General features: G+C 63.4%; 17 protein-coding genes. 8 read left to right on the forward strand and 9 right to left on the reverse strand.

Going from position 1 to position 20,069, the window contains the following annotated elements; genetic code table 11:
- Positions 1 to 229 precede the first annotated feature (229 nt).
- The 3 genes from tcuA to CCR96_RS21315 all read left to right on the forward strand — a co-directional run bounded on the left by tcuA (position 230) and on the right by CCR96_RS21315 (position 3,769).
- Positions 230 to 1,552: an FAD-dependent tricarballylate dehydrogenase TcuA gene (gene tcuA, locus CCR96_RS21305; RefSeq protein WP_201223416.1), complete on the forward strand. Its 1,323-nt coding sequence runs from the start codon at positions 230 to 232 to the stop codon at positions 1,550 to 1,552.
- Between the two features lie 31 nt (positions 1,553 to 1,583).
- Positions 1,584 to 2,822: a tricarballylate utilization 4Fe-4S protein TcuB gene (tcuB, locus tag CCR96_RS21310; protein ID WP_242519274.1), complete on the forward strand. Its 1,239-nt coding sequence runs from the start codon at positions 1,584 to 1,586 to the stop codon at positions 2,820 to 2,822.
- A gap of 110 nt (positions 2,823 to 2,932) precedes the next feature.
- Entirely contained in the window at positions 2,933 to 3,769 is an 837-nt protein-coding gene (locus tag CCR96_RS21315) for a cobalt-precorrin-6A reductase (protein WP_201223418.1), read from the forward strand.
- Positions 3,770 to 3,813: 44 nt separating this feature from the next.
- Here the strand turns inward: CCR96_RS21315 and cobJ are convergent, their stop codons facing one another.
- From cobJ to CCR96_RS21330, 3 genes are read right to left on the reverse strand one after another with little or no spacing between them, the layout of a single operon-like run.
- Entirely contained in the window at positions 3,814 to 4,614 is an 801-nt protein-coding gene (cobJ, locus tag CCR96_RS21320; protein ID WP_201223420.1) for a precorrin-3B C(17)-methyltransferase, read from the reverse strand.
- Entirely contained in the window at positions 4,611 to 5,423 is an 813-nt protein-coding gene (locus CCR96_RS21325) for a precorrin-2 C(20)-methyltransferase (protein ID WP_201223422.1), read from the reverse strand. The genes cobJ and CCR96_RS21325 overlap by 4 nt, the downstream gene beginning before the upstream one ends.
- Positions 5,423 to 6,046: a precorrin-8X methylmutase gene (locus CCR96_RS21330; RefSeq protein ID WP_201223607.1), complete on the reverse strand. Its 624-nt coding sequence runs from the start codon at positions 6,044 to 6,046 to the stop codon at positions 5,423 to 5,425. The genes CCR96_RS21325 and CCR96_RS21330 overlap by 1 nt, the downstream gene beginning before the upstream one ends.
- 273 nt (positions 6,047 to 6,319) lie before the next feature.
- Here CCR96_RS21330 and CCR96_RS21335 point away from each other — a divergent pair, with 273 nt between their 5' ends.
- Positions 6,320 to 6,598, forward strand: a complete 279-nt coding sequence (locus CCR96_RS21335) for an ArsR/SmtB family transcription factor (protein WP_201223424.1) — start codon at positions 6,320 to 6,322, stop codon at positions 6,596 to 6,598.
- 84 nt (positions 6,599 to 6,682) lie between these two features.
- Here CCR96_RS21335 and CCR96_RS21340 read toward each other — a convergent pair whose 3' ends face one another.
- The 3 genes from CCR96_RS21340 to CCR96_RS21350 all read right to left on the reverse strand — a co-directional run bounded on the left by CCR96_RS21340 (position 6,683) and on the right by CCR96_RS21350 (position 8,794).
- Positions 6,683 to 7,027, reverse strand: a complete 345-nt coding sequence (locus CCR96_RS21340; RefSeq protein ID WP_201223426.1) for a hypothetical protein — start codon at positions 7,025 to 7,027, stop codon at positions 6,683 to 6,685.
- A gap of 77 nt (positions 7,028 to 7,104) precedes the next feature.
- Positions 7,105 to 8,073 (reverse strand): sigma-54 interaction domain-containing protein, encoded by a 969-nt coding sequence (locus CCR96_RS21345; protein ID WP_201223428.1) that lies wholly within the window; start codon positions 8,071 to 8,073, stop codon positions 7,105 to 7,107.
- 67 nt (positions 8,074 to 8,140) lie between these two features.
- Entirely contained in the window at positions 8,141 to 8,794 is a 654-nt protein-coding gene (locus CCR96_RS21350; RefSeq protein WP_274601173.1) for a sulfite exporter TauE/SafE family protein, read from the reverse strand.
- 519 nt (positions 8,795 to 9,313) lie between these two features.
- On the opposite strand from CCR96_RS21350, the gene CCR96_RS21355 reads away from it, so the two are divergent.
- The 3 genes from CCR96_RS21355 (at position 9,314) to CCR96_RS21365 (ending at position 12,597) form a co-directional block, all read left to right on the forward strand.
- A complete protein-coding gene (locus CCR96_RS21355) occupies positions 9,314 to 11,554 on the forward strand; it encodes a TonB-dependent receptor (protein ID WP_338035926.1) in 2,241 nt (746 codons plus the stop codon).
- Positions 11,555 to 11,581: 27 nt separating this feature from the next.
- The gene (locus CCR96_RS21360) at positions 11,582 to 12,034 is read left to right on the forward strand and encodes a DsrE family protein (RefSeq protein WP_201223432.1); all 453 of its coding nucleotides are present in this window, start codon (positions 11,582 to 11,584) and stop codon (positions 12,032 to 12,034) included.
- A gap of 230 nt (positions 12,035 to 12,264) precedes the next feature.
- The gene (locus tag CCR96_RS21365) at positions 12,265 to 12,597 is read left to right on the forward strand and encodes a TonB-dependent receptor (protein WP_242519276.1); all 333 of its coding nucleotides are present in this window, start codon (positions 12,265 to 12,267) and stop codon (positions 12,595 to 12,597) included.
- A gap of 132 nt (positions 12,598 to 12,729) precedes the next feature.
- Here CCR96_RS21365 and CCR96_RS21370 read toward each other — a convergent pair whose 3' ends face one another.
- A complete protein-coding gene (locus CCR96_RS21370; RefSeq protein WP_201223434.1) occupies positions 12,730 to 14,304 on the reverse strand; it encodes an AAA-like domain-containing protein in 1,575 nt (524 codons plus the stop codon).
- A 283-nt stretch (positions 14,305 to 14,587) separates the two neighbouring features.
- Entirely contained in the window at positions 14,588 to 15,766 is a 1,179-nt protein-coding gene (locus tag CCR96_RS21375; protein ID WP_201223436.1) for an ATP-binding protein, read from the reverse strand.
- A 648-nt stretch (positions 15,767 to 16,414) separates the two neighbouring features.
- Here CCR96_RS21375 and CCR96_RS21380 point away from each other — a divergent pair.
- A complete protein-coding gene (locus CCR96_RS21380; protein WP_201223438.1) occupies positions 16,415 to 18,520 on the forward strand; it encodes a TonB-dependent receptor in 2,106 nt (701 codons plus the stop codon).
- Positions 18,521 to 18,604: 84 nt separating this feature from the next.
- On the opposite strand, the gene CCR96_RS21385 is transcribed toward CCR96_RS21380, so the two are convergent.
- Entirely contained in the window at positions 18,605 to 19,978 is a 1,374-nt protein-coding gene (locus CCR96_RS21385; protein ID WP_201223440.1) for an SLC13 family permease, read from the reverse strand.
- Between the last annotated feature and the right edge of the window lie 91 nt (positions 19,979 to 20,069).

The following is a 20,069-nucleotide window of genomic DNA, read 5'->3' on the forward strand; positions in this document are numbered from 1 at the left end:
TTGGAGCGGCTGAGCGTGATGGAGGGAGTGGACGTCATAAGGAAGGAAACCAATAGCAAGTGTGAACGAGAGATGCTTTGAGCAAAGAAAGTGTCCATCAATTTCTTCGTCTCGCAGCGCAGTGTCAGCTGATCGTCGGATCGGATCAACCGATAACCGCCGACCCCTGGGCTTCTGACTGAGCGACCCATCAGCCTGTCAACGATGTTCATCCTGAAGACCATCAACAATGCCACAGCCTGATGTGCCACAGCCTGATGTCCTGGTCGTCGGCGGCGGTGCCGCAGCGCTCTGTGCCGCGATCACGGCGGGTCGCGCGGGCGCCTCGGTGCAACTGCTCGAGCGCGCACCGGCAGGAGAGCGTGGTGGCAACAGCCGACATTCACGCAATTTCCGCTACGTGCATGAGGGTCCGTCACCGTTCTCGGCCGGCCCTTATCCTGAGACCGAGTTTCGCAGCGACCTGGCGCGGGTTGCCGGCAGTGATCAAGACCCGGCGCTGTTGCGCCTGTTGATTGAGCGCTCAACTGATCTTCCCAACTGGCTGCTTGGCGCCGGCGCGCAATTACAGCCGGTGGCAGGCGGTGGCCTGCCTCGCTCGCGCAAGACTGCCTTCCTGCTCGGCGGTGGCAAGACCATGCTCAACGCCCTCTATGCGACCGCTGAACGGTTAGGCGTGGATATCCGCTATAGCGCCAGCGTCGAGTCGCTTATCCTCGACAACGGCGCTGTGCAAGCGGTGCATTTCGGAGAGCAGGGTGGGCAGCGCGTCCATCCTAAGGCCACCATCCTCTGCTCGGGCGGTGCGCAAGCGGATCGGGCCTGGCTGCGAACGCACGGTGGCGCCGGCGCCGATGGCTTCATCAACCGCGGCACGCCGCATGCGACCAGCTCGGTGCTCCGCAGCCTGCTGAGCCAGGGCGTTGCGGCGGTGGGCGACCCAACAACCGCCTATCTGGTCGCCGTCGACGCCCGCTCGCCGGCCGATGACGGCGGCATCGTGACCCGGGTGCGCTCGATGCATGCCGGTATCGTTGTCGATCGCCATGGCCAGCGTCACTATGACGAACGCGCGGATACGGCCTCCACGCGCTACTCGGCCTGGGGCCAGCGGCTTGCCGACTTCCCGGGGCAGATCGGCTATCTGATTCTCGACCGGCAGGGGCTGCAGGTCGAGGTGCCGTCCTTCTATCCACCGATCAGCGCTCCTCGCATTGCTGACCTAGCTCAGCAATTCGGTATCCCTGCGGCTGCGCTTGAGCAGGCACTGGACAGATACAATGCCGCGGTGCGACCGTTCGAGCCACCCTTTTTCGCTTATCCGATGCGTCCCGGGATCACCTTCACCTATCACGGCGTCGCTGTTGATGCCTCGCTAAGAGTCCGTCATCAAACGTATGGCCCGATCGACAATCTGTTCGCGGCCGGGATGCTGATGGCGCCGAACCTACTCAGTCGCGGCTATCTCTCCGGTTTGGCCCTGATGATTGGGCTGGCGACGGGACGTGCGGCCGGGGAGGGCGCGGTACGTAACGCCATCTGCGGTGTATAGGTTGATGAGAGAGACAGCAGCAGTGAGGAAAATGGCTGATCCTGCGGCGGTGATTGAAGTGGCGGCAAGCCACTGGGTCGATTCAGCGATGACTTTGGAGAGGCTGGACTGGGCCGCTCAGCGGTCTGCCGTGGAGCAGCCGCAATCGACGGCCGAGGCCGAGGCCCGGCGCGCGCTGCATCTCTGTAACGTCTGCGGCTACTGCAACGGTCTCTGCCCGGTGTTCGACGCTGCAAAACGCCGCCCGCTGCTCGTAGCTGGGGATCTGGACCAACTCGCCAATCTTTGTCATCACTGCCGCAGCTGCCTCTACGCCTGCCAGTACGCACCACCGCATCCGTTTGCGCTCAATGTCCCGCGTGCGCTGGCGCGTACCCGCGCCGACAGCTATGCAAGGCATGCCTGGCCACAGCCCTTGGCGCGGCTGTTCGCGAATCCGCATCGGGCGGCGCTGTTGGCCTCGCTGGTCACGACCCTGCCGTTACTGATGCTGGTGCTGATCAGCGTTCCGGTTGATCAGGTTTGGGCGGTGCATCGGGGACCGGGGGCCTTTTATCAGGTGCTGCCCTGGGGCTGGATGGTGCTGCTTGCTGGACTTTCGCTAGGCTGGTCGCTGCTCGCGCTTGGGCTAGGGGTGGGTCGGTTCTGGCGGGCGAGCGCGGGAGTTCGGGCGAGCGCGGGGACTGATGAGCATGTGCTGCTGCCACAGAGACGACGACTTGCAGCGCTGAAAACCGCGTTGTCAGAGATGTTGGCACTGAGCCATCTGCAAGGCGGCGGGGCTGGCTGCGCGGATCTTGACGCCACCCCATCGCGTTGGCGACGCCGTTGGCATCATGCGCTCTTCTATGGCTTCCTGCTCAGCTTCGCGGCCACCATTGCGGCGACCCTCTACCATCATCTGCTCGGACGCCTAGCGCCGTATCCCTTTTGCAGCGCGCCGGTGCTGCTCGGCAGCGTTGGCGGGTTGCTGATGCTGATCGGGGTGATGGGTCTTGGATGGATGGGGGCACGCGCTGATCCGCAGCCCAACACGCCCGAGACCCAAAACGCCAATCAGGCGCTCTTATGGCTGCTCGGCGCCGTCGCCCTTAGTGGGCTGCTACTGTTGCTTTGGCGCGAGACGGCGGCGATGGCACTGCTGCTGATCTGGCACCTCGGACTGGTGCTGGCGCTCTTTCTGCTGCTGCCGTATAGCAAACTGGTGCATGCTCCTTATCGGCTGGCTGCGCTCTGGCGCGATGCGCTAGAACGGCAACAGCGGGGATAGCTGCCGTGACAGAGTAGGAAAGAAGTGACAGAGTAGGAAAAAAGGATGAACCCAAAAAGAGCAGTTCAACCGCAGAAGATGACGCAGATGAACGCAGAGTGGTTGATAGGATGAACAGCATTCTCATCCTTGGCGGCACGACGGAGGGCTACGCGCTGGCTGAGGCCTTGGCCGCGCATCGGCAAGCACGGCCGCCCGGTCAGCCCGGTCAGCCCGGTCAGCCAACGCCGCGAGCGCTCGACCCTGCTCACTGGCGCGTGATCAGCTCGCTCGCCGGTCGCACCAGCAGCCCGCGGCTACCCGCGGGTGAGACCCGCATCGGTGGGTTTGGTGGGGTTGCTGGGCTGGTCGACTATCTGCGCGAGCAGCGAATCGCAGCGGTCGTCGATGCGACTCATCCGTTTGCCGCGACCATGGGCTGGCATGCGGCCGAGGCTTGCCAGGCGCTCCGTCTACCATTATTGCGGCTGGAGCGACCCGCCTGGCAGCCCGAGCCCGGTGATTGCTGGCACTCGGTTGCAGACTGGGACAGTGCTTGCGAAACGCTGCGGGAGATTGGGGCGCGCCGTGTGCTGCTTGCGCTTGGACGCCAGGATCTCCAGCCGTTTATCGATCTGACGGCCGTCCACTTCCTGATCCGTTGCGTCAGCCCACCGGAGCCGCTGCCTACCTTCGCGAACGCTGAACTACTGCTCGCGCGCGGCCCCTTCGACCTGGCCAGCGAGCGGGCACTGCTCGACGCACATCGCATCGATGCCATCGTCTGCAAGAACAGTGGCGGCGAGGCAACAGCAGCCAAACTCATCGCCGCGCGTGAGCGCGAGATCCCCGTCGTGATCCGGCAGCGCCCATCGCGCCCGACACTGCCAAGCTGCGCCGATGTCAGCAGCGCAGGAGACTGGCTGGCGCAGGTGTTGGAGACAGACCAGAGTGCCCTGGACCCTTGAGGCGAGCGCTGAATTTACAGATCGATCGCGAACCAATGATGAGTCTATCCCGCTTCTGGATACCAGCGCGGCGTATAGACCCAACGCTGCCCCTCGGCGGCCTCAAGGGTGCGGGTCTGCGAGGAGCCGATGATGATGACCGTGCGCATATCGACCTGTTCAGGATCGACCTCGGCGAGCGTCGTGACAATGACCTGCTCGTCGATGCGACCGATCGACCGGCCCAGGATCACTGGGGTCTCAGGCGCGCGATGCGCACGCAATAGCGCCAGGGCCTCGCTGAACTGATGCGGCCGAGCGCGCGAACTCGGGTTGTAGAGCGCGATCACCAGATCGGCCTCGGCGGCCAGCTGCAAACGGCGCGCGATCACCGACCAAGGCTTGAGATTGTCCGACAGTGACAGGGTGCAGAAGTCGTGCCCGAGCGGTGCGCCGATTCGGGCGGCGGCAGCCTGGGCGGCGGAGATGCCGGGGATGATCTGCAGATCGACCGCACCCCAAACCGGGTCTTTGGCCTGCTCCAGCGCCTCCATCACCGCCGTCGCCATCGCAAAGATGCCGGGATCACCGGAGGAAACGACGACGACGCGATGCCCGGCGGCGGCGAGCTGGAAGGCATGACGTGCGCGTTCCAGCTCAACCCGGTTGTCAGAGTCGTGGACGCGCTGATCATCCCGAAATGGACCCGCGAGCTGGATATAGGTGCGATAGCCGATGATGTCTTCGGCTTCGCTCAGCGCGGCGCGCGCGGCTGGGGCGAGTAAGGCCGGGTCACCAGGACCGAGCCCGATCACACGCAGCCAGCCTTGGGGCCTGGGCGGAGTGCTGCTGGGTTGCCTGCTCATGCGGCTTGCCAGCGCTCGCCTGGTACCAGGATCATCGAGAAGTAGGGCACCTGCGCGGGGTCGACCTCGGCGAGTGGGCGAATCTGCTCGTTGGTCATGGTCGCGCGCTCGACATAGAGCGCCCGATCGCCGAGCCCCAGCGTCATGATGACCCGGCGCACCTTCGCGAAGTTGCTGCCCAGCTTCATGATGGCGGCGGCCTGGGCGTTGGCGAGCATCCGTTCCAGGTCCGCCTCGGGTAGGGTGCCAGCCAGTACCAGCAGGGTTTGATCACGGTAGACCAGCGGCGTCTGGAGCACCGAGGCGCTGGCGACGACCGAGCAGACGCCGGGTACCACCTCAGTCTCGAAGCGATCGGCAAGGCGGTCGTGCAGGTACATGAAGGAGCCGTAGAACAGCGGATCACCCTCGCAGAGCGCGGCAACATCGCGCCCGGCGCGGAGATGTTCGGCGACACGCTCGGCGGAGGCATCGTAGAAGGCGCGCATGGTGCCTTCGTAGTCGAACGGCGGCGGAGGTGGGCGGCCGGTGACCGGATAGATCAGCGGTAGGCGCTGCTGATCCTCGCGCAGCCAGGACTCGACACTGGTCAGCGCATTGCCGCGCTTGCGCGGGCCGGCGTAGTAGGCGATCACCTCGGACTCGCGCAGTCGCCGCAGGGCCTTGACGGTGATCAGCTCCGGATCACCCGGGCCGACCCCGAGCCCGAACAGTCGGCCTGGCTTCGCCGGGTCTGTGGGCTTGATCGGCGTGACTGGATCGAGGCCGGTGCCTAGATCAACGCTGGCGATTGGATCGACGGCCGCCATCAGTGATCCTGCCCTAGCGCGTTGACGGCCGCTGCGGCCATGGCGCTACCACCCCGACGGCCCTGCAGCGTAACGAACGGCACTCCACGGCTGTCTGCAGCAAGCGCCTCCTTAGATTCAGCAGCGCCGACGAAGCCGACCGGGAAGCCAAGGATCAAGGCCGGTTTGGCAGCCCCCTCATCGATCAGCTCGAGCAGCCGGAACAGCGCCGTCGGGGCATTGCCGATCACCACCAGCGCGCCTTCGAGCCGTGGGCGCCAGAGCTCGAGTGCGGCGGCGGTGCGGGTGTTGCCGATCTGCTTGGCCAGCGCTGGTACCTGCGGGTCGGAGAGCGTGCAGATCACCTCATTGTCTGCCGGCAGCCGGGCGCGGGTGATGCCCTCGGCCGACATGCGCCCATCGCAGAGGATCGGCGCGCCAACCGCGAGCGCCTCGCGTCCAGCCGTGCCGGCACCTGGTGAGAAGCGGAGGTCATCGATCACGTCCGGCATGCCGCAGGCATGGGCGACGCGCACCGCCAGCGCCTCGAGATCAGGCGGGATGCGGCTGAGATCCGCCTCGCGGCGAATGATGGCGAAGGAGTCGCGGTAGATGGCGTGAGCGTCGCGGTTATAGTCGTACATCATGGGCAACTGGCTGCGGCACGGCGAGCAGGACCAAGCGGTACCTGCTGCAAGGCCAAACCGTCAAGATTAACCCGAGCCTGTCGCTGGGGCTAGGTCCTGGATCAGCTGATCGGCATCAGTTGATCGGCTTGACTCCGATGATTCGCGCGGCTTGGCTTGACACAGCGCGATCAGCCTTCTAGGCTACATGTGAACAGTTATTCAACTGTTTTAGGAGTATGCGATCTGTCCACTGAGCTCAGTCCTGACCAACGCCAGGCCCTGGCCGATATGTTCGCCCTGTTGGGCGATCCCACGCGGCTGGGCATCGTTCTGCGTTGTCGTCATCAACGCCGTTCGGTCTCCGAGATCGCCGATGCGAGCAACCTGTCGATGTCGCTAGTGAGTCATCACCTGCGTCTGCTGCGCACCGCCGCCTTGCTCAAGGTGGAGCGAGAAGGGCGCCATGCCTACTACTCCGTTGCCGATGCCCATGTCGAGCACATGCTCGATGACATGGTCGGTCATGTCCGACACACCAATGACGCCTCGCCTGGGCACACTCATTGACGCCGAAGCGAGCTGTTGAATGCCTCAATGTCTTCCACAATCGCCGTATCGGCGCAATCAGCTGAAACGGCTTCAACCGGAGCGCTATCGATGAGCCAACACTGCCAGTCCCATCCTCACCACGACCATCACCATGGCCCTGGCTGCGGTCATCAGGCCCTGCGCCACGACGATCACATTGACTATCTGCACGATGGCCATCTGCATCATCCGCATGAGGTCGATGGTCTCGTCCACTACGACGAGCACGTCATCGCCATCAGCGCAACCAATCCCGACGGCTGCGAGCACCGGCTCACCGCGTGCCAGGAAGACGGCCATGTGCATGGGCTCGGCTGTGGCCATGAGGCGGTGCCGCACGGGGATCATGTCGACTACATCGTTGACGGTCGACTGCATCATCCACACGGCGACCATTGTGATGATCATGGTCCGGTGACCTTGCTCTAGAGCGGCGAGTCGTTCTCGACGCGCTGGTGCTCGCAGGCCCAGGACAGGCTAAGGACTCACCCGATGGCGTACTTCTTCAACCGATACAGCAAGGTGTCGCGGGTGAGGCCAAGCAGGTTCGCCGCATGCGAGCGATTCCCACCAGTACGCGCTAAGGCCTGGCGGATCAGGTCGACCTCAAGCTGATGCATAACAATGCCCTCCTTGGGGAGGCGCAGGCCTTGCTGTGAATCGGTCCGCTCGAGGCTTGGCATGCGCATCGGCATGCGCATCTCCAAGGGAAGATTCGCCGGCTCGATGCGCTGACCGGGGAACAAGATCGTCATGCGGATCGCGAGATTGCGCAGCTCGCGCACATTGCCTGGCCAGTTGTGCTGGCGCAGCAGCTTCAGGCTAGGCTGACTGAATGTCGGTGGTCTGAGGCGGTGGGTTTCGGCCGCTTCATCGAGGAAGCGCTGCAAGAGCGTGTAGATCTCTTCTCGGCGCTCACGCAGCGGTGGCAGCACCAGCGGCACGATGTTCAAACGGTAGAGCAGATCCTGGCGAAAGCGCCCGGTCTCGGCATCCACTGAAAGCTCACGGTTGGTGGCTGCGATCAGACGCACATCGACCAGAATGGGCTGCACCTCGCCCAGGGGTAAGCATTCGCCGCATTCCAGGAATCGCAGCAGCTTGGCTTGCGACCCGATCGGCAGCTCGCCGATCTCGTCTAGGAACAGGGTTCCGCCCGTGGCGGCGCGGATGTAACCGCAATGGTCCCTATCGGCCCCGGTGAAGGCGCCCTTGCGATAGCCGAACAAGAGCGAGTCGGCCAACTGTTCGGTCAACGATGCGCAGTTGATGGAGAGAAAGCGGGCCTCTGAGCGCGGGCTCTGCGCATGCATCGCTCGAGCGATCAGCTCCTTGCCGGTGCCGCTCTCGCCGCAGATGAGCGCAGTGACATCGGTCGCGGCCACCACCCGCGCGGCGTTGAGGATGTCGAGAAATGCGGCACTTGCGTTGCGCGTCAGATCGTCGAAGGTCATGATGCACTCAGTCTTGCCGGGGACTGAGCCCCACCGATCATGGAGCATAGCAAGCGCCTGCTCAGTCTCAAAACCAGTCTCCCCCGAGGAGGAGGCCGACGAGACCGATGAGCGATAGCAACAGACCCGCCGCTGCCCGCCAAGCGGGGCGTCGGGCAAGCCCGGCGATCCAGCCAACAAATGAGCCCAACCCCAGGATCGCCGGCAACGTGCCCAGTCCGAACAGGCTCATCATCAGCGCGCCCTGCAGTGGATCATCGGCAGCCAGGGTTAACAACACCGCGTAATAGACCAGCCCGCAGGGAAGCCAGCCCCAGACCATCCCATAGAGCACTGCCTGTCGGCGTGAGTGCACCGGCAGCAAGCGGCGCTGCAGCGGATCAAGGTGTCGCCAGATCGGTGCGCCAAGCCGATCCATCTGCTTGAGGCGCGGAAACCAGCTCGTGAGATAGAGACCGGTCAGAATCACGATCAGCGCCGCCAGCCCGCGCAGGATGTCGTGCACGGAGGGAGCGAGCGGATTCTGCGCGATGGCCGAACCCAGCAATCCACCGAGGCCGCCGGCCAGACCGTAGCTCAGGATGCGCCCAAGGCTGAGTGCGACCAGGAATCCGGCCAGGTGCAGCGGGTTGCGGCGGCACTCCGTGGGCAGGCTCAGCGCCAGGGCGCCCGCGATCGGCCCACACATCGTTACGCAGTGTACGGACCCGAACAGGCCCATCAAAAGGAACAGACCGAGCGAGGGCTCCACCTTAGCTCCGGTTGGCGGCTCGAGCCGAGTGGCTGGAGTCAGGTCGGCGATACCAGGGGCGATAGCAGGGTATCTTCAGCGTCTTGCTCCGATCCGGTTGCCGTCCTGAACGCCATGATGCAGGCTCAGTTCAGCAGGAAACTGTGTGAAATGCCGGCTGTTGCTGTGTGAGCTAACCATGATCAGCGATCGCCTCCGCTTGTCATTCTGCGTAACAATTTGTTTTAAAAAGAAATGGAAGCATGGCGCAGCAAGTGCTTAGGCATCCGCCAGTGGCGCGACTAATCAACCTTGGCGCGCCGAATTGCCCACCCTGGCCAGCGCTGGCTGAGGGTGCCGGTGTCCGAAGAATGCTGCTCGATCGATGACATGACAATGCATAACCGTTTCCAGCTCGTTGCCGCAGGTCTTTGCCTTGTGGTTGCGCCTAACCTGGCTGCCCAGGTAGGTTTCAACTCGGATGCGCCCGCGCTCCTTGAGCCGATCCTAGTGACCGCCCCTGAGGAACCTCCTGTCGGCCGTTCGTTCAGTCTCGGCCCGAGTGCGATCGCGCCCCAGCGCGCGCGAACCAGCGATACCGCCAAGCTCCTGACCGGCTTGCCCGGTGTCAGTGCCTATGGCGCCGGCGGCGTCTCCAGTCTGCCCGCCATCCGTGGTCTGGCGGATGAGCGTCTGCGCACCACCGTGGATGGGATGGATCTGCTGGCGTCCTGTCCCAACCACATGAATCCGCCCATGTCCTACATCGATCCAACAGCGGTCGGACGCATCGAGGTCTTTGCCGGCGTCACCCCGGTCAGCGTCGGCGGCGACAGCATTGGCGGCACCATCGTGGTCGAGTCTGCGCCGCCCGCCTTTGCCAAGTCGGGAGAGCGACTGGTCGAAGGAGAGATGGGCGCCTTCTACCGCAGCAATGGCGACAGCTGGGGTGGCAATCTATCCGCAACGGTCGCCAGCGAGCAGCTGAGCCTCAACTATACGGGTGCTTACACACAGGCCGACAACGATCGCGCTGGTGGCAACTTTAAGGATTACGACTTCACCGGTCGAGCGGGCCATACCCTGGATCGCGACGAGGTCGGCTCCACCGCCTACGAGGCCAGCAACCAGTCGCTCACGCTGGCCTGGACGGATGGGCGCAGGCTGCTGGATTTGAGCTACGACCACCAGGATATCCCCTACGAGGGCTTTCCGAACCAACGGATGGAGATGACCAGCAATCAGAGCGACCAGTTCAACCTGGGTTATGCCAGTGATCTGGCCTGGGGAAAGCTCAACGCGCGCGTCTACTACCAGCAGACGCGGCACGAGATGGACTTCGGCGACGACAAGCGCTTTTGGTACGGGCCTGGTCAGCCGCCGCTGGGCTCTGGCGGCAATACGGCGTTGAACGGCATGCCCTGCTCGCCGATATCGGGTGTCAGGATGGTCAACGGCATGATGGTCGGCTGTGCGGCGGGCATGCCGATGGAGACCGACAGCAGCAACTTCGGCTTCACCGCCAACGCTGAGATCCCGGTCGGTCAGGACGACCTGCTGCGCGTCGGCGCCGACTACCAGCGTTATCGCCTCGATGATTGGTGGTCCCCATCCGGGGCCGGAATGTGGCCCTATACCTTCGACAATATCAACGACGGTCAGCGTGATCGTTACGCGGCGTTCGGCGAATGGGAGCTCACGAAGGGACGCTGGACCCACCTCCTTGGCCTCCGCTTCGAGGCAGTCCAGATGGATGCCGGCCCCGTGAGCGGCTACAACCTGGCGGCGCCGCCGACGAGCGGGACCGGCGGCCCCGGCAACCAAACTCGCGATGCAGAGCTGTTCAACAGCCGCTCCCGTTCCAATACCGATCACAACTGGGACCTCGCTTGGCTCGCGCGTTTCGCGCCGGACGCCATGCAGCGCTACGAGATTGGACTGGGGCAGAAGACCCGCTCGCCCAATCTCTACGAGCGCTATGCCTGGTCCACCTGGCAGATGGCTGCACTGATGAACAACTTCGTCGGCGATGGCAATGGCTACATCGGTAACCTCGACTTGAAGCCGGAGGTGGCGCGCACGCTGAGCATCACCGCCAACTGGCATGATGCCGACGAGCAACGCTGGGGCCTCCAGATCACCCCCTATTTCACCTACGTGCAGGACTACATCGACGCGGTGCAGTGGGATTCGGCGACCAATGCCCCGCGAACGGTGCCGGTGGAGGATGATTTCACCCTGCTCAAATACGCCAATCAATCGGCCCAGCTCTTTGGGATAGACCTCTCCGCGGACCTTCTGTTGGCGAGCGGCACGCCCTATGGTGCATTCAGCGCGCAGCTAGCGGCCAGCTACACGCGAGGCAAGAATGAGGACACCGGGGACAATCTCTACAACATCATGCCGCTGAATGCGACATTGATCCTGACCCAGACCAAGGGCCGGTGGCAGAATGCCTTGGAAGGCGAGTTTGTCGCGGCCAAGGACGACGTCTCGCAGGTACGCAACGAGATCGAGACGGCCGGTTATGCGTTGCTGCACCTCCGCAGCCGCTATCAGACCCAGCGCTGGACCCTGGAGCTGGGGGTCGAGAATCTCTTCGATCGCTTCTACGATTTGCCGTTAGGAGGCGCCTACGTTGGCCAGGGCACGACCATGACCATCCCGCCGGCGCCGAATCAGCCACAGTGGGGCACCGCTGTGCCGGGCCCGGGTCGCTCGCTGTACGCGGCCTTAAGCTACCGCTTCTGACCACCTTAACCAACCGGAGATTGAGCGATGAAGAATCGGTTCTTTGTGACGTTTATCTTGCTATTGTCGTTGACGGGCTTGTCCTGGAACGCCCAGGCCGAGGAGGCCAAAGGCGGGCTGTTCATCAACCTGACCACCGATGACACCTGGGCGGCGGCCAAAGCGATCCAGTTTGCGCATGAGAAGGTCTTGAAGCGCGGCTACAAGCCGGTGGCGATCTGGCTCAATGTGCACGGGATCTACCTGGCCGACAAGAAGCGGCCATCCCATGTCCACGGTCTGATGAAAGAGCAGGGCCGGTCCATTCAAGACATGCTGCAGGCGTTTGCGAAGGACGGCGGACTGGTGATCGCTTGCGCGGTCTGCTCCAAGGCGGCGGGCCTCACCGAGGACGATTTTATCGAAGGCGTTCAGATGGGGAATCCGGACCTGGTACTGGGCATTCTGTTCGATCCGACGGTGAAGACGCTTTCCTGGTGATCGGCTCAGATGGCCGGCCCAGGGGGCCGGCTTAGATGAGCGGTTGAGATACTCGGCTTGGTGACGATCGGAGCGGCCGATCGCATCGTCATCGTGTTGATTCAGGACAAGCGGCCTTCGATGGGCTGGCTTGACTGAGGCTTGGCTGGCTTCTAGCCTATAGATGAACAGTTATTCAACTGTTTTAGTAGTCTGCGCTGTGTCAGCCGAGCTAAACCTTTATCGAGGCGATGACCGACTACTCCGAGCGCGGCCCGATTCGCGAGCCCTATCTAACGATCGGCATGCGCCATGCTGCGGCAAAAGACGCGGCGCCCGGCGAGCCGTTCTCGCAGTTCGACCTGATGCCCTTTGGTACGGCATCGACCGATGCCTACACCCTGGCCGATCTCGATCTGGGCTTTGCCTTCCGCGCCTTCGGCAGCCGCCTGGCTCGGGTCGATCTCACGGTGCGCAATCTGTTCGATACCGAGTACCGGGATTTTCTCGATACCTACAAGGGCTATGCGCTGAGCCCGGGGCGTGATATCCGGGTCAGTTTGAGTGTGCCGTTTGGGGGGTAATGGATACTCACCCACATCGGTGAGCTGCCACATCCAGCCCCGATCCCGCCCGCACGCGGACCGCTCGCCTGGAACGAGGCCCCCGAGCCGATGCCGGACTGGGACCTCCTCAAACCCTCTCTGCTCGCCCACTCAGAGCCGAATCACGCGGATGCGGCGCCCACCGGGGCTGAGGTGCGCCTCTTCGGCGAGGCGCTCGGCGAGCGGTGGGGCCGCGGCGCGGCGGTCGAAGATCACCAACCAGCCGGTGTCTAGGCCAAGACCGGCCAGATAGCCGTCGAGCTGCACCATCCCATCCCCGAGCGGGTCCGGGGTCCCTTCGCGCCAGACCTTGATCTCGATGCCGAGGGTGGCGTCGGCATAGCGCACGCAGAGATCCATGCGCCCGCGGCCGATCGCATATTCGCGCTCAACCGTGCCGTTGCCGTTGACCACCCGCTGCAGGAAGGCCATCAGCACCAAATGCGGTGCAATCTCGTGGTAGGGGGCACTGCCGAGCAGCGGCTCACCATGTTGGCGCCAAAAGGCCAGGAAGGCGGCCAGCAACTGCTCCGGGTTGAGACTACCATCGGGATTCAGCCAGGTCGGACTGATCTGCGGTAAGAAGTCCTGCGGACCGGACGCCAGCGCACGCGGCAGCACCTCGCGATAGATCGGGTTGGCCACCACCAGACCACCGCCCTCGGCGCGACGCAGCAGACCCAGATCGAGCAGATAATCCCGATCGGACTCCGGTACCACCTTGGGGGCGGTGCCCGCCAGCATCGGCTCGATGATGCGCCGCACCCGGGGCTCCAGCAGCTTGTCGGCAAGCTGGTCCAGATGCGTGACCCGACGTAAGATCAGGCGCTCCTTGGCTTCCTCGATCAGCGCCACATCGATTGGGCGGGTGCGCTCGCGCCCCTCAGCCATCTCAAAGCAGGCCTCGTAGGCCAGGGCATTCACCAGCCACGGCTGACCCAAGGTCAGGTGCCAAACGCGTGCGAGCGCCTCGGGCGTGAAGACCTGGTCAGTCTCGGCGGTGTGCTCGCCCAGCAGGGTTGTTACGTCCTCGGCGTTGAAATCCCCCAGACGCAGGGACTTGGCCTTGATGTTGAATGCACTGCCACCGGTGATCGGTGAGGCCTCTGAGCGGGCATGGATGCGGTAGTCGCGCAGATCCCGCACCCCGCACAGCACCACCGTGGACGGAAAGGCCACCGGGCGCTGCGTGTAGCCTGCGCGCAACTGGCGCAGCAACGAGATCAGGGTGTCCCCGACCAGGGCATCGACCTCGTCAAGGAGCAGCACCAGAGGTTGCGGGTTCTCTTCGCTCCAGCGCTTCAACAGACCGTTGAGCACCCCGTCGGCGCCGTATCGAGGCCAGACCGTATCGACCCAATCGAAGAGGCGTTCGTCACCAAGGTAGAGTTCGGCCGCGGATGCGATCGCGCCACAGACCGCGCGCATGCCACGGGCGACGTCCTCGCGCGCGGTCTGGGCGGTTTCCAGATTGGCATAGACCGCCCGATACCGCCCTTCGCGGTTCAGATGCGTCATCAGTGCCAGCAGACAGGAGGTCTTGCCGGTCTGCCGCGGGGCATGCAGCAGGAAGTATTTCTTCTGCTCGATCAGCCCCAACACCTCCGCCAGATCCCAGCGGCGTAGCGGCGGCAGACAATAATGATCGTCGGGCCGCACTGGGCCTTCGGTGTTGAAAAAACGCATCGGCAGCGGTCGCAGGAGCGAAAAGGAGCGAAAACCGGAAAGGGGGCGGCATTATTGAATACGATCCTGCCTTGGTGCAAAGAAACTGAGAGGTGGTAGCATACGCAGGCCGAGAATCGGGCGCATCCTCCTCCCAAAATCCCTAGGCTCATTTTGGGTTTAGAGGGTATGTCGGATGACCGCCTCAATCCACTCCGCCTTGCCTCGGCCGGTTCTCATGCCGAGGTCAAGTTCTGAAACGACCTCGCCAGGGTGGCCGGTCGTGATCAGGCCCTGGCCTTGCTCAGGGCGTCGTTATTCTCCCAACATCACGCCAAGACAACACCAAGGCGTCTGAGCGCTGCTGGGTGCTGTCGCCCCCGTACACCAAGAATGCCCTCTGGTCATCGCTTGCGGACCCATCCACGGGTCGTTCGGGGAAACGCTTCAGGTTGCGAAAAAAGTCGCTGGCGATGGTGGCGCCCGATTTGATCTCAACGCGGTCGAGCCGAAGTCCGTTCTCGATCAGCAGGTCGAGCTCGATCCCTCGGCTCTCGCGATAATGAAACAGATTCGGCCGTTGGCCGCTGTGCACGATCCCCTTGTAAACCTCGGCGACCACCCAGCTCTCGAAGATGGCCCCGCGTAACGGATGTGATTGCAACTGCTCGGGCTCACGCATGCCCAGCAGGTAACACAGCAGACCGCTGTCGAAGAGGTGGAGCTTGGGCGCCTTGACGATCTGCTTGCGGACATTGGCATGCCATGCTGGGAGGCGATGCAGGACAAAGCTGGTCTCCAGCACCGACAACCAGGCCCGCGCGGTGTTATGCGAGACGCCCGCATCGGCGCCCAGCGCGCTGAGGTTGATTTCTTGTCCACTGCGCCCGGCACAGAGGCGCACGAACGTCATGAAGCTCTGCAGGTCGCCAACATTGATGATCTGGCGCACATCCCGCTGAATGTAAGTCGCAAGATAGTCACCGAGCCATTGATGGGCGGGAATGGCGCGATCATAGATGCGCGGATAGCTGCCTTGCCAGAGCAGTGTCCAGAGGTCGTCTGGCGTGTTCGGGAACGCACGCAGCTCGGATAAGCTGGGTGGCAGGAGCGTCAGCAGCCCACAGCGGCCGGCGAGCGATTGGGCAATGGCCTCGCTGAGACCAAGATGTTGCGACCCGGTCAGAACGAAACGGCCGACCTCAGGTCGCTCATCGACCTCGGTTTGCAGGTAGCTCAGCAATTCCGGAACCCGCTGGATCTCGTCGAGCACCGCGCCTTGGCGGTACTGGGCGAGGAAGCCACGGGGATCATCGCGGGCAAAATCACGCGTGTCCAGGGTCTCGAGCGAGACATAGGGGTGGTCAGGGAAGACGGCGCGACACAGCGTGGTCTTGCCGGACTGACGCGGGCCGGTGACCGCGACCACAGGATAATAGGTCGCAAGTTGGCGCAGATGGGGGTCGAGGGCGCGAGGAATCATGCACTCAGTTTAGACCAGAGTGCATGGATTGTAAGTTCAGCTTACAAATGCTGAAGCAGCACGGATACCGATGCGGGGGGCTGCGCCTCGACTGGTACCCCATGGCCGGGGATGCCGGTAAGACACGGGCTCCGGTGGGCGTTCGGCAACCGCCTGGCTCGGGTCGATCTGACGGTGCGCAAAACGTATCGCCAGGGTACTGGACCGAGTAGATCGGTGCGGCGCTGACCTCGATCGGGTCAAGCAGCAAGACCTCATCATCGATGCTGATTGCCACTTGTGCTTGCGCGATCATCCCATTGCAGGTCAAGGATAAACCGATGATAACGACGGCGATGCCGCGCTGCTGAAGACCACGACGGGGCATGTTTGCCTCTTGCTATGAATCGTTTGATGCAGCAGGAATCTTACTTTTTTTAAAAAAGGTATGAAAACTGTCTGGGGTCAGTCATTGATGCGAGGCAGATCAACCGTTAGGCCCCGCTTGCCATCAGGCTTGATTGAACGCAGCGCGGCGTTCCGCTCGTTGGAAAGCCAGGATCGCTAGGACGGAAAAGCAACGACTGTTGCGTCGATGCTGCTCGATGGTCTATGTTATACCATCACGTTTCCGCCCTAAACCCCTGCTGCTCAATGAGGCCGAACCTGATGCACAAGGTCCATCGCACGTTCTTAGCGGGGCTGCTCGTCGGCAGTCCTGCCACGTCACTGCTCGCGCAACCGATGAACGATGATCAGGAGTTCTCGATTGAGCTCGATGCCATCGAGGTCACCGCCGGCGTGCCGGTGCCGGGCGATCCGCTGTTGCAGGCGGCGAACATTGCGGTGCTCTCCGGCGAAGACCTGCGTCGCCGCCAACGGTTCACGCTCGGTGAGACCCTGGAGACCTTGCCTGGCGTTGCCTCGATCACCGCCGGAAACATGGTCGGCAAGCCGGTGATTCGCGGCCTCAGCGGCAATCAGATCCAGGTGTTGTCGAACGGCATCGGTGTCGATTATCAACAGTATGGCGAGCGGCATCCACCCAACATCGATCCCTTCCTCGCCGGGCGCATCGAGGTGGTCCGGGGTGCCTCGAGTCTGCTCTACGGCTCGGGTGCGCTTGGTGGCGCCATCGATGTGCAGGCCCCCGCGTTCGTGTTCATGCCCGAGGGCGAGAGCGAAGCCCTGGCCGATACCCTGTTCGTCTATCACAGCAACAACGAACAATGGGATACCGGCGCCAAGGCGCGCGCGAGCAGCGATCGGTTCAGCCTGGATGCCGGCATCATGGGCCGATCCGCGGGCAACCTGACGACCCCCAATGCCGCGACGGCCGCCGAGTCGGGCAATCCGAGCGATCCCAAGTTCACCGGCGAGCTTCCCTTCACCAACTTCGATCAGCTCAACGCTCAGTTTGGCGCTGGCATGCTGACCGACGTGGGCGAATTCGGTGTCCGCTACAACCAATGGAATAACGAGAACAACTTTCTGCTGCCGACCGGCCAAGGCATCGGCCTGTGGCTGAACAATGACCAGCTCCAGCTGACGGGCGCCATGCCGCTCGCCTCCGACTGGGAGCTGAAGCCGACCCTGTCCTGGCAGCACAACCTGCGCCGGGCCAATAGCCCCGGACAGCCACTGAGCGCCGGCTATGATGGGACCATCCATCTCGAATTCGATCGCTATGTCGCCCGGCTCGAGGCCATTCATGGTCCGCTCGGACCCTTCGATGGCGGCACCTTGGGCGTCGAGTACAGCAACAAGATTCAATACTCGCGCGGGACCACGGTACTGGCGCCAGGCGGCGAGGTGAGTAACCTGGCGCTGTTCGCCTTCGAGAGCAAGGACATCGGCGACTGGACCCTGCAAGCGGGGCTGCGCCACGACTGGCACTCTGTGACTGGGGATGCCGGAAAGACCCGGGCGGCGGTGACGTTCACTGGCCGTGACTCACATGACTATTCGGTCTTCACCGGTTCGCTCGGCGCGGTCTATCGCCTCACCGATCAGGTCGCGATCGCCTCCAATCTCGGCCGTGGCTTCCGCGCGCCGAGCCTGTTCGAACTCTATGCAGACGGGGTCCATGGTGGCGTGGCCGCGATTCAGGAGGGTAATCCCGATCTCGAGCCGGAACAGTCCATCAACGTTGATCTGGGCCTGCGTTGGAACACGCCTCGACTGCAGGGCAGTGCGACCGTCTATCGCAACGCCATCAGCGACTACATCTACCTGCAAGATACCGGCCGGTCGCGCAATGGTCTGCCGATCTTTGCCTACCAGCAGGACGATGCGCTGCTGACTGGGCTCGAGCTGGAAGCCAGCTGGCAGCTGACCGATCAGCTCGAGCTCAGCGGCAGCCTGGATCTGGTGCGGGGCACGAACGATCGCACTGACGAGGATCTGCCCTTGCTGCCTGCCGATTCGTTGCGGCTTGAGGCGACCTATTGGTTCGCCGAGCGCGGACCGATTCGCGAGCCCTATCTGACCCTCGGCATGCGCCATGCTGCGGCAAAAGACGCGGCGCCCGGCGAGCCGTTCTCGCAGTTCGACCTGATGCCTTTTGGTACGGCATCGACCGATGCCTACACCCTGGCCGATCTCGATCTGGGCTTTGCCTTCCCCGCCTTCGGCAACCGCCTGGCTCGGGTCGATCTGACGGTGCGCAATCTGTTCGATACCGAGTACCGGGATTTTCTCGATACCTACAAGGGTTATGCGCTGAGCCCGGGGCGTGATATCCGGGTCAGTTTGAGCCTGCCTTTTGGAGGGTGATGCTTGATGCTGAAATACGGCGAAATCTCAAAGGCGTGATGACAGGCTGATGTCCGCGAATCTGCGCGCATGATTCTTTCGCCATCACAGAACATCGCTCAGCCCCAATGCAAGCAACGCCGCAAGCGCGAACAGCAATGGCAGAATCGCCGCGCTGACCCAGAGCCCGCTGCGCAGCATGGCGCGCTGCGGCACCTGGCCGCTGCCAAAGATGATCGCATTGGGCGGCGTTGCGACGGGCAGCAGGAAGGCGCAAGAGGTTCCCAGGGCGATGAGCATGGCCATCGCGATGCTGTCAATCTGCGGCGCTAGACCGATGAACAGCGGGATCAGCAAGGCCGCGCTGGCGGTATTGCTGGCCACCTCGGTCAGCGCCATCGCGAACAGCACCACCAGCATCAGACTGAGCACCACGGGCATCGACCCGAAAGGCCCCGCGAGCAAGCTTGCCAGCCAGGCCCCGGCCCCGGTGGCCTCGAGGACCAAGCTTAGCGTCAGTCCGCCACCGAACAGCAAGAGCACGCCCCAGTCCGTGCGCTCGGCAATCGCGCGCCAGGGCGCGAGGCCGAAGGCATGCAGGGCGATCAGCGCAAGCAGCGCCACGGCCGCATCATAGCCTGTACTGATCTGCAGCCAATCGGCGATCAGGCTGCCGAAAACCCAGGCGAGCACGGTGCTCGCGAACACCAGCAGCATGAGCCACTGTGCTCGGCCCCAGCGCAGTGGCTCGCCGACCGGCTCGACCTGGCCGGTGAGCTGCGGCCGCAGGCTCAGGCGCAAGGCGAGCTCCATCAGCGGCAGCATCAGGATCACCAGCGGTACGCCGATTATCAGCCAGGCGGCGAAACCGAGGCCGGTATTGGCGGCTGCGATCGCGTTCGGCGGGCTGCCCACCAGCGTGCCGATGCCGCCGATGTTGGCCGCGAAGGCGATCCCGAGCAGCACATAGATGCGCGTGTTGCGGGCGGTTTTGGTCTCGGGCTCGGTCTTGGGTGCAGCGGGCAAGGTCGCGAGCAGGCCGAGCGCCAACGGCAGCATCATCGCCGCGGTCGCGGTGTTGCTGATCCACATCGATAACAGCGCCGTGAGCCAGAACAGCGCCCGCGCCGCGCGGCCGAGCCCGGGACCAGCGCGGTGCACGACCCAGGTCGCGAGCCAGCGGTCCAGGCCTTGCTCGCGCAAGCCGGTGGCAAGCGCGAAGCCACCGAGGAACAGGAAGATCACCGGATTGGCAAAGGCCGCCAGGGCCTGATCCAGTGGCATGATCCCGCTGATGGTTGCGAGCAAGGGCACCAGTAGCGCGGTGACGCTCAGATGCAGAGCCTCGCTGAGCCAGAGCCAGGCGATCGCGGTCAGGATCGCGAGCCCGCTGGCGACCTCTCCGAGCAGTGGGCTGGCGCCAAATTCAAGGCCGAGGTAGAGCGCGAGGCCGATGAGGAGATTCAGTGTTTGCATCATGAGTGGGTGTTGAGACCCAATTCACATCCTTGAGCTAAGGACATGGCCGGCTTTTGCGTATTTCAGGATCTTCTGCTAGCGTTATTGGTAT

Source organism: Halochromatium roseum, assembly GCF_016653315.1.
GTDB lineage: Bacteria > Pseudomonadota > Gammaproteobacteria > Chromatiales > Chromatiaceae > Lamprobacter > Lamprobacter roseus.

Bases quoted from the DNA above. Each gene is read 5' to 3' on its own strand.
- tcuA (WP_201223416.1), top strand. From the start codon at position 230: ATGCCACAGCCTGATGTGCCACAGCCTGATGTCCTGGTCGTCGGCGGC.
- tcuB (WP_242519274.1), top strand. From the start codon at position 1,584: ATGGCTGATCCTGCGGCGGTGATTGAAGTGGCGGCAAGCCACTGGGTC.
- CCR96_RS21340 (WP_201223426.1), bottom strand. From the start codon at position 7,027: ATGATCATCACAATGGTCGCCGTGTGGATGATGCAGTCGACCGTCAAC.
- CCR96_RS21325 (WP_201223422.1), bottom strand. From the start codon at position 5,423: ATGGCGGCCGTCGATCCAATCGCCAGCGTTGATCTAGGCACCGGCCTC.
- CCR96_RS21370 (WP_201223434.1), bottom strand. From the start codon at position 14,304: ATGCGTTTTTTCAACACCGAAGGCCCAGTGCGGCCCGACGATCATTAT.
- CCR96_RS21385 (WP_201223440.1), bottom strand. From the start codon at position 19,978: ATGATGCAAACACTGAATCTCCTCATCGGCCTCGCGCTCTACCTCGGC.
- CCR96_RS21375 (WP_201223436.1), bottom strand. From the start codon at position 15,766: ATGATTCCTCGCGCCCTCGACCCCCATCTGCGCCAACTTGCGACCTAT.
- cobJ (WP_201223420.1), bottom strand. From the start codon at position 4,614: ATGAGCAGGCAACCCAGCAGCACTCCGCCCAGGCCCCAAGGCTGGCTG.
- CCR96_RS21365 (WP_242519276.1), top strand. From the start codon at position 12,265: ATGACCGACTACTCCGAGCGCGGCCCGATTCGCGAGCCCTATCTAACG.
- CCR96_RS21380 (WP_201223438.1), top strand. From the start codon at position 16,415: ATGCACAAGGTCCATCGCACGTTCTTAGCGGGGCTGCTCGTCGGCAGT.
- CCR96_RS21330 (WP_201223607.1), bottom strand. From the start codon at position 6,046: ATGTACGACTATAACCGCGACGCTCACGCCATCTACCGCGACTCCTTC.
- CCR96_RS21335 (WP_201223424.1), top strand. From the start codon at position 6,320: ATGTTCGCCCTGTTGGGCGATCCCACGCGGCTGGGCATCGTTCTGCGT.
- CCR96_RS21315 (WP_201223418.1), top strand. From the start codon at position 2,933: ATGAACAGCATTCTCATCCTTGGCGGCACGACGGAGGGCTACGCGCTG.
- CCR96_RS21350 (WP_274601173.1), bottom strand. From the start codon at position 8,794: ATGGGCCTGTTCGGGTCCGTACACTGCGTAACGATGTGTGGGCCGATC.
- CCR96_RS21345 (WP_201223428.1), bottom strand. From the start codon at position 8,073: ATGACCTTCGACGATCTGACGCGCAACGCAAGTGCCGCATTTCTCGAC.
- CCR96_RS21360 (WP_201223432.1), top strand. From the start codon at position 11,582: ATGAAGAATCGGTTCTTTGTGACGTTTATCTTGCTATTGTCGTTGACG.